We start from the raw sequence: 14,908 nt of genomic DNA, 5'->3' as shown, positions 1-14,908 counted from the left end.
ACGCTAACTTAGTTAGAATTCATAGTTTACGCTTAACTCAACTGACTGCTCGGCACCAAACCAACAGTTCGATTGATCGTAACACGCGTAATATTCTTCGTTGAATATATTGTTCACGGCTAGGTTAGCTGTCGCGCCAGATAGCGTTTCACTTGCTTCACCCAGATCATAGCCAACAGATAAATCGACTAAAGTGTATGACGGAACTTTCCCTTGTGTATTACTCGCATCCATTTGCATCTCACCAACGTAACGAGCACCTACGCTAAATCGAGAGCCCGCTAACATGCCGTTAAATACGTTGTAGTTAGCCCACATATTAGCTGTGTGCTCAGGTACATAGATTGGCGTCGTACCTTCTAAACCGTTGCTAGAGTCTTCGGTAATTTCCATATCGACATACGTGTATGAAGCCGCAATATCAAAGTTTTCTGTCGCAAACCAACGTCCTGATAGTTCAGCACCCTGCGACACTACTTCACCGACTTGGATTCTAGGGCCATAAACGTCGTTAGGATCGGTCATCAACATGTCTTGCTTAACAATATGGAATAAAGAAACTGTTGCTTCTTTGGACATATCGTCAGACAGGTATTTCACACCAATCTCTGCTTGTTGTGCCGTCTCTGGGTCGAATTCATTACCCGCTTTATCAACACCTGGAGCTGGTTCAAAACTCGTCGCGTAACTTGCGAATGGTGCAAGCCCATTGTCAAACTGATACAAGCCACCTAAACGGTAAGTAAACTGCTTATGATCAGACTCATGGGCGTAGTAATCACTCTCTGATTTGTAGTGGTCAAATCGTCCACCTGCAATCAGCACCAATGCGTCTAGACGAATTTGGTCTTGAACATAAAAACCCAACTGACTTGACGTCGTATCATCTAGATATTCACCCGTCTTAGTCACATCACTACGATCCAGTAAATCATTATTAGGGTTTAATGGGTCAAAGCTATTAAAGCCACTGCCATTCGCACTGTAAGATGAGTAGTTAACATTACCGTCTAGGTCTTGATAATCGATACCAAGCAATAAGTTATGCTCTACTGAACCAACATCAACAATACCACTCAATTGGTTATCAATAACAAAACCTTTAAAGCTTTCATCTGTTGAGTATAGAGCTCGAGCCAATTGGTTTGGTGTGCTTGGGTCGTAGCTCACATGGTAAGTATTTTCTTGGTACAGAGATGCATCGGTATAGCGAGCATTCTGTAGGAATGTCCAGTTGCTATTAAACTCATGGTTGATTTTATAGCCGACCATAAGAACTTCACGCTCAAACGTGCTCCAGTTCTTGTCACCCATAGAAACAGATGGTTCGCTTGCTTTCAGCACATCTAACGGCATTGCCGAGTTGATGCCCATTGAAGGATCGTTTTGGTAGTAAAGGTTAAAGTTGATTAGTGTGCTGTCCGTTACCTGCCAGTCCACTGAAGGTGCAATTAGGTATCGCTCTTCTTCTGCATTATCAACTTGGCTATCTTGTTTACGAGCAAGCGCGATCAAACGGTAAGAAAAATCACTGTCGCCAAACTGACCAGTGGTATCGATAGAAGCTTCCTGTAAATTACGTGATCCCGTCGCAACGCCAACCTTAGTAAATTGCTCTGTTTGCGGGGCTTTCGCTATCATATTCACCATACCACCCGGTGGCATTGCACCATAAAGTACAGAAGTTGGTCCTTTAAAGATCTCGACTTGCTGCATTGCAATCGGGTCAATCTGTGGTTGTAGGTTCCAACCATTTAAGAATTGAAGCGAAAGACCATCGTAGTAGTTAACGTTGTTGGTCGCAAAACCACGGATAGAGTACGAATCAAACATGGCTACCGAACTACCACGGTTTTCAGTTACAACACCCGGTGCATAGCGAAGGGCTTGATTCAAAGATTGAACACCTCGTTGCTCTAACTGTTCTTCATCAATAACGGTAATACCTTGAGGCGTTTCTTCTGGCTCAAGTGCCGACTTAGTTGCGGTATTACGGTAAGCTTTTCCTAAAACAGTGATAGTTTCTATATTCGAATCTGTCGCTGTAACAGCGTCTTCTGCTAAAGCCTGCGTGGAAAATGCAGTCAACAACGCAACTGCCAGTGATGAATACTTAAAACGAACGTGAGTGGTCATGATTCCCTCGGTACCAATGCTTAACTTAAATAGTAATAAATCTCATTTGCATTGTATGTATCTATAAAAGGGATAATTAACAATTTGGTGCAAATTCCAAAAGAACTTGGCCAATTTTGAGAAGAGTTAGGTCAATTGATGATTAAAAATACAATTAACCTTATTGATTGAGAGGCTTTGCAGGGAGTACGCAGGAAGAAGATATGACTACGATTTAATAATAGGCACCCAGTATTCCATTACGGCATCTGCGGCATTAGATTTATAGGCTGATGGGTACACTTCAAGTTCGTAACCATCGACACCTCGATAACCAGATTTCGGCAACCAATTAAGTACGAACCAGCTCAGAGTGTATCGAAGATTCTCAATCGGGCCACAGTGCTTAACCACTGCGTAGGTTTGTTTAGGAACGGATAAGACCTCTAATTTATCAGAGATAATGCTTGGCAATTGAGGGATTGAGATCTCGTCTTTAAGTTCGACCCCAGCCCAATAGCGGATATTCGTACCATCAAAACTCGATTGAGTAAGGTCGACAACGCCAATAAATTGAAAGGCATTCTCATCAGGAAGCGTCACTTCTCCTTCTAAACGCGACCAAAGTTGAGGGACTTTCTGGGCAAAATCTTGCGTCAGTGAAAACAAACCACTGATTTCTGAGGTAATCCCCTTAACCAAGAAAGGCTCTCTTTCGTCGATACGCACATTAACAAAACTTAGCGCGCCCTTTTCTTCAGCGCTTACCGTTTCAGACACTTGTATCGGCTTTCTTAGCCCTACTCTTTTCCCCGCCTTCCTGTACTGACTAGGGCTTGCCCCAAACATCTGCTTAAACGAACGGCTAAAACTAATTTCTGAATTGAATCCGAGCCCAAGGGCGATATCGATCACTCGCTCTTTGCTGTCCAACAGTTCTTCAGCCGCTTGGCTTAACTTAAGTTCTCTCACGTAGTTTGCAACAGTCAGTCCGGTTTCAGCTTGAAACACTCTTTGCAGTTGCCATCGTGACCAGCAACTCTGCTTCGCAATATCTTCTAATGATAGTGTCGAGCTGAGGTTCGCATGGATATAAGCCAAAACACGGCTGATACGGTCAAATGCAGGTGTGTTCATAGTCAAGCAATTAAATTTCCGGTAGTGGTCATAACGTATTAGATGTCAGAGATACTTTTATCATTTAAAGGCGCTTTTATCACTTAAAAATGGCTAAAGCGCACCCAATTCATCCTTCCCTCTCATTGCAATTTCGCCGAGGAGATGCCCCATTTTGTATGGTTATCATCGACAATGTTCGCTATGATAACGCAACTAATTCTCATTTAATGGTTTAAGATGCTTTCCCAGCTGCACAATGTTTTCACTCGTCGGAGAGCCCCTTCTCTACACCAAAAAATCTTCGCTTACTCTAAACAAATTACGCCTTATCTTAGCGGAAGTTATGGTTCTCTGAGCAGCAAAAGTATCGCTATTACGAATGATAAAAGCCATATCGAAATCAAGCGCGTATACGATGGCCTTGCAAAGAATCAACCAGAAGCGGGGAAAGCCTACTGGCTAACACGAACTTGGGACCTAGTATGCTGGCAACCTGTCTATGTCACCTTTGTTTCAATCTACGGCCTTCATTCGCTGCCCGATATCAAGAATATTGGTCAATTTAGGTATAAAGAGTTCGTCACAGGATACCGCTTCTTCAATGGTGACCATCAGCACGGCACACCAGAAGAGTTAATCCCACACGCTGGTAAAGCCATACTTGAACTCACTGAGTTTTTCCGCGATCAGATTAGTGAGTGGACACGCATCCGCCCGGGCTTTACCAACCATTTACTCGCGGATCTATTATTGGGTTGTTTAATCAAACTGCAACAGCACGAGCAAAGCCTCACCAATGAGTATATAACCGAGCAAGCGAAACTATGGTTAGCGGCATGCCAACTGCCAAACCGTCATTTAGACAGCCTCAAAATCGACGATACTTCTGGAATGCTTAAGCTCGTTAGGGTCAGCTGTTGCTTAGTTTATAAGTGTGACTCTGGGAAATATTGTGACGATTGCCCTAGGCATCCAGACAACAAGAAGAGCGCTTAACACCACCATCTAATTTTAAAGGCTATTAAAGGTGCATTTGCTTTTATCAAGTGACTTTGATGGTCGAGGCAGTACTGACATGTTTCAACTTTCAAACATCAAAATCGTTCGTGAAGAACGAACCATTCTCTCAATTGATGAGCTTTCCATTCCAACGAATGAACTCACCGTGGTTCTTGGTCACAACGGTTCAGGAAAATCGACATTGGTTAACTTGCTCTCAGGGCAAATGGCACCGGATCACGGTACGGTAGAGTTAAATGGTGCTTCTCTCTCCTCTTTCAAAAGCAGAAACCTAGCCAAGAAGGTCGCGTATCTACCGCAAAAGCTCCCAGCTTCTGCTGGCTTAACGGTAGAAGAGCTGGTTCGTCTAGGGCGTTTTCCTTGGCGAGGCACCTTTGGTCTTTGGAACTCAGAAGATCAATCCATTATCCAACAAGCGATGGAAAGAACAGGCGTTGCTGAGTTCTCGCAGGCACTAGCGGACGATTTGTCCGGTGGTGAACGCCAGCGAGCTTGGGTATCAATGTTGCTCGCTCAGCAGTCACCAGCATTAATTCTCGATGAGCCAACGTCAGCACTGGATGTTCATCACCAATTTCAACTGATGGGTTTGCTGTCTGAACTGAACAAAAAAGAAGATGTGGGTGTGATTGTCATCCTGCATGACTTGAACCTCGCACTGCGCTACGCGACACACATCGTTGCTTTAAAGAGAGGTCATATCGCATTTGAAGGTAACGCAGATAAGTTACTCGACGAACAAGCGTTGTCTGCACTGTATGAATCCCCTATCCGACTGATCGACCATCCTGTACCAGCCAACACCGCCGCAAGTGAAAAAGTCGCCGTCGTCTGTGAATAGCTTAGGAAACTCTCACAAAAGACCGACATAGCGCAGTCTCTAGTATCTAGTCACTACCAAGGAGACTGCCACTTTTGTGAGAGGCTGATTCAGTCCTTACTAACCCATTAGTTGAAAAATGCCTTTCTTAAGCAATCAGAGTTTGAAAAATCACGTGAAGTAAACAATAGTTAACGTGATGCATATCGATTAAATGAGAAAAGATCGTGTAACAAAACCAACATAAACACGATATGGCAAAACACAACGTCGGGTGAAATGTTCAATGGATCATGAACAAAACAGTATCCAATTGCTTGATGAGATTCTAAAACTTAACGGTAGTGCATTACTCGATAGAGTAACGCTGGAGCTCCATCAACAGTTTCAAAGCTACTGCACATGTGTAGTAGAAATAGCGCACCTACAGCACTGTGCCGTAACACTTTCCAATTCAAGTGGTGGCACCATTGCTGACAGCATGTGTTATGGATTAGAAGGCACACCTTGCGAAAAGGTGGCACAAGACATCGGTGAGATTATTTTCTATCAAGATGAGGTCTACCGTCTCTACCCTAAAGACCAGCTATTCCAAGATGCTGGCATTCAAGCTTACATCGGCCTTCCATTGAAAACACACAATGGGGAAGTGCTTGGTATCTTACTTTCAACCTTTCCTCGCGCCATCAATGAGCAAGAGGCAAAGGAGATCATCTTTTATCACCGTTTCTTGTCCAACGTGATAATCCACAGCTTAAGAGAGAAGTGGATCAGCGAACGCTCTGACAAACTGCTTAACCAGCTGAGTTATGAAGTCTCCCATGACAACCTCACTGGCTTGCTCAATCGCAGTTGCTTGGCAGACACGCTAGAAACACTCACACAACAAGCTACGCGCCCTTTTAGCCTCGCCTATTTGGATATCGATAATTTCAAATCGATTAACGACATTAACGGTAACTACATTGGCGACCAAATTATCAAGTTCACCGCAAATGCGATTCAACAGAGCTTAACGTCACCAAATAATGCGTTCCGTGTTGCAGGCGACGAGTTTGCCTTCATCACTTATGATGAAGACCCAGTCGCAGTTTGTCAGGAGATTCTAGATAAGATTGAAGCGGGTTATTCAGACAAATCCAACCGTATTTCCTTTACGGTTAGCATTGGTATTGCTCGTGCTCCTGTCCATATGCTCAACAGCGACGACCTAATTCTCAATGCCAGCCTGGCGCTCAAAGATTGTAAAAAGCACCGGGATACACGCATACAGCACTACGACACCCATTTAAGTGCGCTCTATCATCGCCAAACACAGTTGATTGAAGCACTGCGCGAACAGCTACGTTTGAGTATCGATGAAAACGAAGAGTTATACGTCGTCGTTCAACCGATTGTGGACATCACCAGTGACCGCTGGGATTACTTTGAAATCCTAGCGCGATGGAACAGCAGCGTTTACGGCAGTGTCTCTCCCGTAGAGTTTATTGAAGCCGCCGAACAATCTGGGTTGATCATAGAGCTGGGCGAACGAATTGTTGAACTGGCTTGCCGTGCGAAACAAGATCTTGAACGACAGCTTGGCTACAAGGTGAAGCTTTCTATTAACTGTTCTGCACACGAACTGGTCGATTCAAACCGTTACATGAACTTTTTGACGCGTATTTTAGAGAAATACGATCACCAAGCGACTGACTTTGTTATTGAGCTCACCGAAACGGTTTTATTGTCGCAAAGTGGCCGCGAGCAGATGGTTCTGAACTCACTTCGTTATCTCGGGTTTAAAGTTGCACTGGATGATTTCGGTACGGGTTATTCGAGTTTGAACTACATCCATAACTATCCTATCGACAGCATTAAAATTGATGCCACCTTTGTGAGAAATATGTTGGCGAATACCACGTCAGAACAAGTGGTGCTGCTCATTGCTCAATTAGCACAACTGTTAGAAGTCGATTTGATTGCGGAAGGGGTTGAAGACGACAGAGCCTTACAGAAACTGATAGAGATGGGGTGCCATCATATCCAAGGTTATTTCTATTCGAGGCCACACAACGTCAATGAACTGATAAGTATCATCAACGAAAAACAAGTGAAAAGCGCATAAAAAAGACCAAACAATGTTTGGTCTTTTTTGTATTTTATAAAACTGCTTTTTCTTTGTCTTTCAGCAGCTTGTCCATCTCGTCTCGGTTAGCGACAAAGCTCGCCATTTCCTTCTTCGGCACTGAGCTCGCCATCGGAATATTGGCACGCATTGCGTTCACCGGACGACCGTATTCGATCAACTCGTAATGAAGATGCGGACCTGTCACACGCCCTGTTTTACCAGATAGACCAATACGCTGACCACGAGAAACCTTTTGGCCTTTCTTCACGAGGATCTTACTAAGGTGCAGGTAACGCGTTTTGTACTTGCTACCGTGCTCAATCACCACGTAGTTGCCCGCATATGGGTGTTTACGCGTCATGATAACAGTACCGTCACCGGTCGCTTCTACTGGTGTACCAATAGGCACAGCCCAGTCCGTACCGTTGTGCGGTGCAACGCGACCTGTTACAGGGTGAAGACGTGTCGGATTAAAGCCAGAGCTGATACGCCAGCTACGACTGACAGGATAACGTTGGAAGGCACGCTGTAGGCTCTCGCCTTTCGCGTTATAGAATTGACCATCGGTATGAAGGTAAGCGGTAACTTCACGACCACGGTTATAAATTTTGATTGCTTCTATTTCGTTCTTGCCAGTTGGTACGCCATCAATGCTTTGAGATCGGCGAACCACTTCAAATCGGTCACCAGCACGTAAATCTTTACCGAAGTTCACTTGCTCTTTTAGCAGGTTAACCACTTGGCTGATTTCAGCTGAGCTCAAGCCTAAGCGATTTGCGGATGACGAGAAACTGCCTCGAATCACACCAACCAATGGCTCTTGTTGCCACACACCAGGAATTGAGATGTCTGAGAAATCGTAGCTGCCATCGTCATTACGGTGGTAAACCACTTTATCGGCAATGGAGAACTGAAGCTCCATCTTTTGTAGCTCGCCTGTCGATTCATCACGCCAGAAACGCAATGTATTGCCAGGTTTCAGGGTATCAAGAGCAAGGAAGTTCAAATCCGTTTCCATCACTTTCATCAACGAGCTGTAGCCGAAGCCCAGTTGGCTGAAAATGGTACTCAGGTTATCACCTGCTTGGATTTGGTATTCAAAATTGGGTGGCGTGACAACTTCTGCTGTTGTCGCATCAAGAATATTTTCGACAACCTGCGATTCTGGCAGGTTCAATGCGATGGTTTTGGTAAGGGAAGACTCTTTGAGAGAGTTGGAAACACCAATCGCAACTAATACTGGCAAGGAGTACAACAGTAGCGCTTTACGACTTGTCAGATTCGGCAACCGTCTTGTTGTAATTTCATTTGTAGACACGGGAATTACTATCTCCTTTATAACAAGGCTCATAGCTTATGCATTCCCGCATAAGAAATCACTATGAAATTACGAGATCTAGCGCAGAAAACACTTATTTTTTACAGAAGACAAAAAAATTCATTACTGTTGCATATGTAGGTTATTACCTACACGTTTAAGCGTCGCTGAATTCAATTGATTTGGTTGTTCTGCCATCGCTTGATCTTCGCCATGTTGAAGATAAGAAAGCGAAATTTGCGTATCACTCTCCCACTTCAAAGAAGACATCTGAATTCGGTCACCAATGAAAACATTGTTCAATAGCACAACTCGGCTTGGCACAGCATCAAATTTGAACAAACCGATGTAATAAAACGCCCCTGAACCTTGTGTGGTCACAATCACCGGCGCGACAATCCAAGGGGTTTCATTGATGTCGCGTTGAGCAATAAATTCGGTGGGAACTAGCACTTCACCTCTGGTGCCACCTGCGTCGTATTGACCTTTTAGAAAGCCGTTCTCTTTATCCCAATCTTCTAGAAACGTTACCGCACCTTGCTCAGGAACTTGAACCGTCCACGGATTTCGTGACTGAATCCCCAGAACTTCGGCCACGATAGGATTAGATTGTGCCTGCGCTTGAGGAAACTTCGCCATAATTTCTTCATCGGACAGACTAAATCGATAAATGCCCGCAATGATCACCACGGCTAACAGTACGATTGGGATCAGTAGAATGAGGGGGATAGGTAGGATTCTCTTACGAGCCATGAAGACTTCCTTGTGTTCTTGTTCTCTTAATTATGTTCGGAGTATATACCAATTCACCCGTGAAGACCTCAACGCCTACTCGTTCGATTTAACTCAAGTGTTTCAAAATTAAACTAAACTGTTTGGTGGGCAACCAATAGGTAATAACGATGACAAAAATCACCCACACATGCGAGTGTGCCTGTGGCTTAGTCCAACTGCGTTGCACGGCGGAGCCCATTCGCACTTCTATCTGTCACTGCTTCGAATGCCAAAAGCGAACTGGCAGCGTATTCGGCGTTCAAGCTCGATTCAACAAAGACCAAGTTATCCTCGATGGTGAGGTCACCAGTTACATTCGCATTGCTGATTCAGGCAATCAAGTTCAATACGAGTTTTGCCCTGCGTGCGGCACGACCATGCGCTTACTCTTGTCGGACGCACCAGATTACGCCGTAATTCCGATGGGTTTGTTTAACGATAAAGAATTTGCAGAACCTACGGTCTCTATTTACGAACAACGAAAACACGGCTGGGTAAGCTTTGATTGCACCATGGAACACATTGGTTAAGCACAAACAGCTCCAATCTGAAAAGTTACTTAGCACTCAACCTATCTACTTTCGATACGCTTATTTACGCTCGATACGGACAGAACATTCAACAAAAGTTGAGACTTTATTGAGAATGATCAACCGCGTAATAGCAGAAGTACTTTCGTTCCGCGCCACGAGCGCTATAATCTGCTCCTAACATTTGGTGAGGTTTTATTGTGATTTCCAGACTTCCTCGTTGGGTGGAATATGGCGCGTTTTTGCTTGCTCTTCTCGCAGGCTGCGTCAATGCCGTGGGTCTTCTCGGCTTTCAACATCAAGCGATAACGCATCTTTCCGGAACCGTAACTCAGCTAGGGAACAGCTTACTAACAGGTGTGGACTCAACCATCCACCTGCTCTTTATTGTATTCAGCTTTTTAATAGGCTCCGCGTTTAGCGGATTCTTTATTGAAAGTAGTGCCCTCAAACTTGGCCGCCGTTACGGTGTTGCACTTTGTATTGAAGGCAGCTTGCTACTGTTGAGCTTAGGCTTTTTGGTACAAGGCAATGTATATGGTCAGTACCTCGCTTCTGCTGCTTGTGGTTTGCAGAACGCGATGATCACGACCTTCAGTGGCGCTGTAGTACGAACGACACACATGACCGGCATCATTACCGACCTAGGTATTATGATTGGAGAGAGCTTACGTGGCCGTCAATTTGACCGACGTAAAGCCAAGCTGTTCATCTTTATCTTTTTAGGTTTCTTGTTCGGTGGTACTGCTGGCGCGGCATTGTTTAACGTTTATGAGCTGTATGCGTTGGCCTTCCCTGCGCTTCTGGCATTTGTTATCGCCATCGCATATTGGTGCTACTTGTACCTACTCAATCGTAATCAAACAGCCTAAATCTAATATGACGGTTTAAGCATTCGACTTAAGCCGTCACTCTTATACTCTCCCTACTACCCTTTCTGCTTTGAACGAATCCCTTCGATTGCTCTGATTCAGCTATTTGTTCTTTAATCCCTTAAAAGTTGTGCCACTACTGGGAGAAAACACCGCTTTCGCCTTGAGATCCGAATCACATTTGCTAGGCTTTTTATTGCTTTGGTCACACTGTGCCGTTTAACAAGCTGCTCAGAGGGGCTTGCGTGCTACAATTTTCTAACACGAGCAACAAATTCATATACAAGATTCTGGTTTTGATTCAATTGACCGAAAAAACGGCTGAATAACTAGATGTATTTAATGAATAGTATTGCAAAGGATACAGTTTGCGGGTAATCTCCGCACACTGTGATTAAATACGGATGTTTAGTGAATATTTATGTCATGGAATATGGCGAGTATTGACTAGTAGTAACACGAGACAAAAAATGCATAACAACACCAATGCTGCTGAAGCGCCTAAGGGCAACTTTTGGATGTTCTTCATCCCATCCCTGATCGGTCTTCTACTTTTCATGGCTCCAATCTCTTACGATGGCGGCCTGACAATCCCTGTTGCGGTAATGGCAAAAGTCATTCCTGCGGTTCTTGGCGATACTTTAATTGCGATCGTGACCGCTATTGTTGCTTTCATGGCTATAGCTTCTGTTCTGTGCAAAATTTTCAAGCCAGCAGCAATCCTACGTAACGGTTTCTTGAATGGCCTATTTAATCCTTCTCCACTTTGGTTAATGGTTCGCCTAATTGGTGGCGCAGCTGTACTGATGACTTTCTTCCAAGTGGGCCCAAAAGCGATTTGGGAAGAAAACACTGGTGGCCTTGTGCTTACTGGTCTTCTACCAACACTGTTTGCGGTATTTATTTTTGCAGGCTTATTACTGCCTCTACTGCTTAACTTCGGTCTACTAGAACTGTTCGGTGCACTTCTAAGTAAAGTAATGCGCCCTGTATTCAACCTCCCTGGCCGTAGTGCTATCGACTGTATGGCTTCATGGTTGGGCGATGGTAGTGTTGGTATCCTGCTAACCAGTAAACAGTATGAAAACAACTTCTACACCCAGCGTGAAGCAGCGGTTGTAGGTACGACGTTCTCTGCAGTATCTATTACGTTCAGCTTGGTGGTACTTGCTCAGGTTCAATTAGAGCACCTATTCCTGCCTTTCTACGGCGCAATCTGTTTGGCAGGTGTTATCGCAGCGATCATCATTCCTCGCCTTCCACCATTGAGCTTAAAGAAAGACCGCTACATGGACGGCAGTGAACCTAAGAAAGACGCAGACGCAGTACCTGCAGGTCACACAACTTTCTCTTGGGGTATGGATCTCGCACTAAAACGTGCTGGTCAAGTGACTTCAGTACGCTCAGTGTTTAAAGAAGGCGTACACAACGCAATCGACATGGTCTTTGGCGTACTGCCAGTAGTTATGGGTCTTGGTACTGTTGCGCTGATCATTGCTGAATACACATCGGTATTCGAAATCCTAGGTCAGCCATTTATCCCTTACCTAGAATTGCTACAAATCCCTGAAGCAGCGGCAGCATCTCAAACTATCGTAGTTGGCTTTGCGGACATGTTCATCCCTGCGATCCTAGCAGCATCAATCGACAACGAGATGACTCGCTTCGTGATTGCAGCTATGTCAGTTACTCAGCTTATCTACATGTCAGAAGTGGGCGCACTGCTACTAGGTAGTAAGATTCCAGTAAACATCGTAGAACTGTTCGTTATCTTCATTCTACGTACGCTGATTACGCTACCAGTTATTGCCGGTATAGCTCATTTGATTTTCTAAAATCATGCATCTTACAAAGGCTCCGCTCTGTCGGGGCCTTTTTTGTATCTGCTGACTCGTTTTGCAATTTCCCTCCTGTTTTGTCACATCACCCCTTATGTATTCAGCTTTCGAATAGCCTCACTTTAAACACATAAGTTATAAATATAACTTTAAATTCATTGATTTAAATTGCAGAAAACCAACAACTCAGACTTGTTTCTATAAGGCTCAATGATACTATTCTTATGTTTTTAACAGTTTGATGACGAAGTTCAACAAATTAGATCAATCTCACAACTTTATAAAACAAGCGACTTTTTGTTCTCGTTTCGCCAACAAAAGTCTTAATTAGCCTTCAGGTTTCTGACAAATCTGTCGATAACAAAAATAACAAACACAATAATGTGTTCACTTCTGCCGAATGTGCCCGACAAAAAAGAGGTGCAAGCAGAGTAAACCAGCCGGGAGACTCGAGAGGGAAAAGTATGAAATTCAGACATAAGGTTGTCACCGCCTCTTCTATTTTATTGCTTGTGACTGTGGCATTGCTGTCGACACAACAAGTGATGACCATTCGTTCACAGATCGAAGAAAACATCGACACCAGCGTGAGTGAGATCCTATCCAGTGTGGGGAACACGGTAGAATCCGAAATGAACGCTAAAAAAGAACTCGCTCAATCCATGACCGAGATTCTTGAGATTAACCCTAGCGACCACGATTACGTGAAAGAAGTGCTAGAGAAGCCAATGCCAAAATCAAGCTTCTTGGCCATCGGTTATGCTTACGACAGCAACGGATTCGTGATTGAAAACGATGACGGTTGGGAAGCGGGCCCTGATTACGATCCTCGAGTTCGCCCTTGGTTTGTATCAGCAAAAGCAGAAAACAAACTTGTAGTCACCGATCCTTACGTTGATGTTTCTTCTAAGAAAGTGATCATCTCTATCGGTACGCCAGTGCGCGAAGCTGGCCAGTTCTTAGCAGCCATGTTCTACGATATGGAGCTAACGACCCTTTCTGACTTGGTCAACCAAGTAAACCTATTCGATGCTGGCTACTTGTTCCTAGTGACTGCGGATGGCACAACCATTGCGCACCCAGAAGCAAAATACAACGGCGAGAAGCTTTCAAGCTACCTACCGCAAGTATCACTAACGTCTGGCGCTCAGCACATCGAGATGAATGGCGACAAATATATGGTCAGCCTAACGCACATCGCGAGCGAGAACTGGTATGTGGGCGCGGTTGTAGACGAAAGCATTGCTTATGCTGCAGTAGGTAAGCTGCGTAATAGCGCAATCATCTACTCATTGATTGCCGTTATTGCATCTATCATCGCGCTGACTATCCTTATCCGTACCTTGATGCGCCCTCTTGATGAGCTAAACACAGCGATCCAAGCTGTAGCATCAGGCAAAGGCGATTTGACGCAGCGTTTGGACACCAATACCGATCAAGAATTCTCTGAGCTAGCAAAAGGTTTCAATACCTTTATGGAGAACTTGCAGCATCAAATCATCGAATCGAAGAGCATTTCTGATCAGATCCTAAGTGGTACGCAAATCACCGCTGAAGGCGCTCGTGATTCAGCTTCTGCGATTCAAACTCAGCTGCAAGAACTTGAACAGCTCGCAACCGCAATGCACGAGATGTCAGTGACTGCGACAGAAGTTGCGAACAACGCACAAGGCGCGGCAAGTGCAGCGAAAGAAGCAGACGATGCAACGGTGCAAGGTTCTTCTATCGTGAATGAATCTACAGAGACGATTAACCTGCTTTCAGACAGCATCGATCAAGCGGTTGAAGAAGTACAAGGTCTTGAGTCAGCGACGGCAAATATCGAAACGATTCTAAAAGTAATCAACGACATCGCAGACCAAACCAACCTACTGGCATTGAACGCAGCAATCGAAGCAGCACGTGCAGGTGAATCTGGTCGCGGCTTTGCAGTCGTAGCAGATGAAGTTCGCACTCTGGCGCAACGTACTCAAGAATCCACGACCGAAATCCGCAGCATGATCGAACAGCTTCAATCTGGCGCCTCTTCTGTGGCTAGCGCTATGCACCAAAGTAAAGGCAGTGCAGTAGAAGCGGTAGAGAAAGCAGAACACGCCAATGACGCCCTGCAACGTATTCGCGATGCGATTCAACGTATCTCTGACATGAACTTGCAGATCGCATCAGCAGCAGAAGAACAAAGCTTGGTAGCAGAAGAAATCAACAACAACACAGTTAACATTAAAGATCTGTCGACCCAAGTTGCTGATTCAGCGAACCGCACCAACGATGCAATGCAAGCCCAACATGAAGACGTTCGTAAACAAGACGAGATTCTAAACCGCTTTACGGTCTAACTTCTCCTCTTTAACTCAGAACAAACTTCATCACCCAACAAGTAAAACAGCGAGCC

General features: G+C 44.7%; 11 protein-coding genes. 7 read left to right on the top strand and 4 right to left on the bottom strand.

Annotated elements, in window-relative coordinates; all coding sequences use genetic code 11:
* Positions 1–12 precede the first annotated feature (12 nt).
* Together OQJ86_RS13220 and OQJ86_RS13215 are read right to left on the bottom strand one after the other, a co-directional pair.
* Positions 13–2,136, bottom strand: a complete 2,124-nt coding sequence (locus OQJ86_RS13220) for a TonB-dependent siderophore receptor (RefSeq protein WP_265988041.1) — start codon at positions 2,134–2,136, stop codon at positions 13–15.
* 207 nt (positions 2,137–2,343) lie between these two features.
* The gene (locus OQJ86_RS13215) at positions 2,344–3,252 is read right to left on the bottom strand and encodes an AraC family transcriptional regulator (protein ID WP_045414631.1); all 909 of its coding nucleotides are present in this window, start codon (positions 3,250–3,252) and stop codon (positions 2,344–2,346) included.
* A 219-nt stretch (positions 3,253–3,471) separates the two neighbouring features.
* On the opposite strand from OQJ86_RS13215, the gene OQJ86_RS13210 reads away from it, so the two are divergent.
* The 3 genes from OQJ86_RS13210 (at position 3,472) to OQJ86_RS13200 (ending at position 7,181) form a co-directional block, all read left to right on the top strand.
* Complete coding sequence (locus OQJ86_RS13210; RefSeq protein WP_265988040.1) at positions 3,472–4,230, top strand: siderophore ferric iron reductase; 759 nt, start codon at positions 3,472–3,474, stop codon at positions 4,228–4,230.
* A gap of 79 nt (positions 4,231–4,309) precedes the next feature.
* Positions 4,310–5,095, top strand: coding sequence for an ABC transporter ATP-binding protein (locus tag OQJ86_RS13205; protein ID WP_265988039.1), 786 nt, complete (start codon positions 4,310–4,312; stop codon positions 5,093–5,095).
* A gap of 265 nt (positions 5,096–5,360) precedes the next feature.
* On the top strand, positions 5,361–7,181 hold the full coding sequence (locus tag OQJ86_RS13200) for a putative bifunctional diguanylate cyclase/phosphodiesterase (RefSeq protein WP_041056977.1): 1,821 nt from the start codon (positions 5,361–5,363) through the stop codon (positions 7,179–7,181).
* Positions 7,182–7,215: 34 nt separating this feature from the next.
* Here the strand turns inward: OQJ86_RS13200 and OQJ86_RS13195 are convergent, their stop codons facing one another.
* Positions 7,216–8,502 (bottom strand): peptidoglycan DD-metalloendopeptidase family protein, encoded by a 1,287-nt coding sequence (locus OQJ86_RS13195; RefSeq protein WP_027726583.1) that lies wholly within the window; start codon positions 8,500–8,502, stop codon positions 7,216–7,218.
* Positions 8,503–8,625: 123 nt separating this feature from the next.
* Entirely contained in the window at positions 8,626–9,255 is a 630-nt protein-coding gene (locus OQJ86_RS13190; RefSeq protein WP_265988038.1) for a hypothetical protein, read from the bottom strand.
* Positions 9,256–9,404: 149 nt separating this feature from the next.
* Here OQJ86_RS13190 and OQJ86_RS13185 point away from each other — a divergent pair, with 149 nt between their 5' ends.
* The 4 genes from OQJ86_RS13185 (at position 9,405) to OQJ86_RS13170 (ending at position 14,852) form a co-directional block, all read left to right on the top strand.
* Positions 9,405–9,806, top strand: a complete 402-nt coding sequence (locus OQJ86_RS13185; RefSeq protein ID WP_054822137.1) for a GFA family protein — start codon at positions 9,405–9,407, stop codon at positions 9,804–9,806.
* Between the two features lie 200 nt (positions 9,807–10,006).
* Positions 10,007–10,678, top strand: coding sequence for a YoaK family protein (locus OQJ86_RS13180; protein WP_009706176.1), 672 nt, complete (start codon positions 10,007–10,009; stop codon positions 10,676–10,678).
* Positions 10,679–11,148: 470 nt separating this feature from the next.
* Positions 11,149–12,513: a YjiH family protein gene (locus tag OQJ86_RS13175; protein WP_005435537.1), complete on the top strand. Its 1,365-nt coding sequence runs from the start codon at positions 11,149–11,151 to the stop codon at positions 12,511–12,513.
* Between the two features lie 467 nt (positions 12,514–12,980).
* Entirely contained in the window at positions 12,981–14,852 is a 1,872-nt protein-coding gene (locus tag OQJ86_RS13170; protein ID WP_005435536.1) for a methyl-accepting chemotaxis protein, read from the top strand.
* The last annotated feature ends 56 nt before the right edge of the window (positions 14,853–14,908 follow it).

Origin of the sequence: Vibrio sp. Sgm 5 (genome assembly GCF_026241575.1) — a bacterium.
Classification (GTDB): domain Bacteria; phylum Pseudomonadota; class Gammaproteobacteria; order Enterobacterales; family Vibrionaceae; genus Vibrio; species Vibrio jasicida.
This window is presented reverse-complemented; position numbering and strand designations above follow the sequence as displayed.

Excerpts from the sequence above, each read along its gene's own strand:
- OQJ86_RS13220 (WP_265988041.1), bottom strand. The coding sequence starts at position 2,136 with ATGACCACTCACGTTCGTTTTAAGTATTCATCACTGGCAGTTGCGTTG.
- OQJ86_RS13215 (WP_045414631.1), bottom strand. The coding sequence starts at position 3,252 with ATGAACACACCTGCATTTGACCGTATCAGCCGTGTTTTGGCTTATATC.
- OQJ86_RS13210 (WP_265988040.1), top strand. The coding sequence starts at position 3,472 with ATGCTTTCCCAGCTGCACAATGTTTTCACTCGTCGGAGAGCCCCTTCT.
- OQJ86_RS13205 (WP_265988039.1), top strand. The coding sequence starts at position 4,310 with ATGTTTCAACTTTCAAACATCAAAATCGTTCGTGAAGAACGAACCATT.
- OQJ86_RS13200 (WP_041056977.1), top strand. The coding sequence starts at position 5,361 with ATGGATCATGAACAAAACAGTATCCAATTGCTTGATGAGATTCTAAAA.
- OQJ86_RS13190 (WP_265988038.1), bottom strand. The coding sequence starts at position 9,255 with ATGGCTCGTAAGAGAATCCTACCTATCCCCCTCATTCTACTGATCCCA.
- OQJ86_RS13185 (WP_054822137.1), top strand. The coding sequence starts at position 9,405 with ATGACAAAAATCACCCACACATGCGAGTGTGCCTGTGGCTTAGTCCAA.
- OQJ86_RS13175 (WP_005435537.1), top strand. The coding sequence starts at position 11,149 with ATGCATAACAACACCAATGCTGCTGAAGCGCCTAAGGGCAACTTTTGG.
- OQJ86_RS13170 (WP_005435536.1), top strand. The coding sequence starts at position 12,981 with ATGAAATTCAGACATAAGGTTGTCACCGCCTCTTCTATTTTATTGCTT.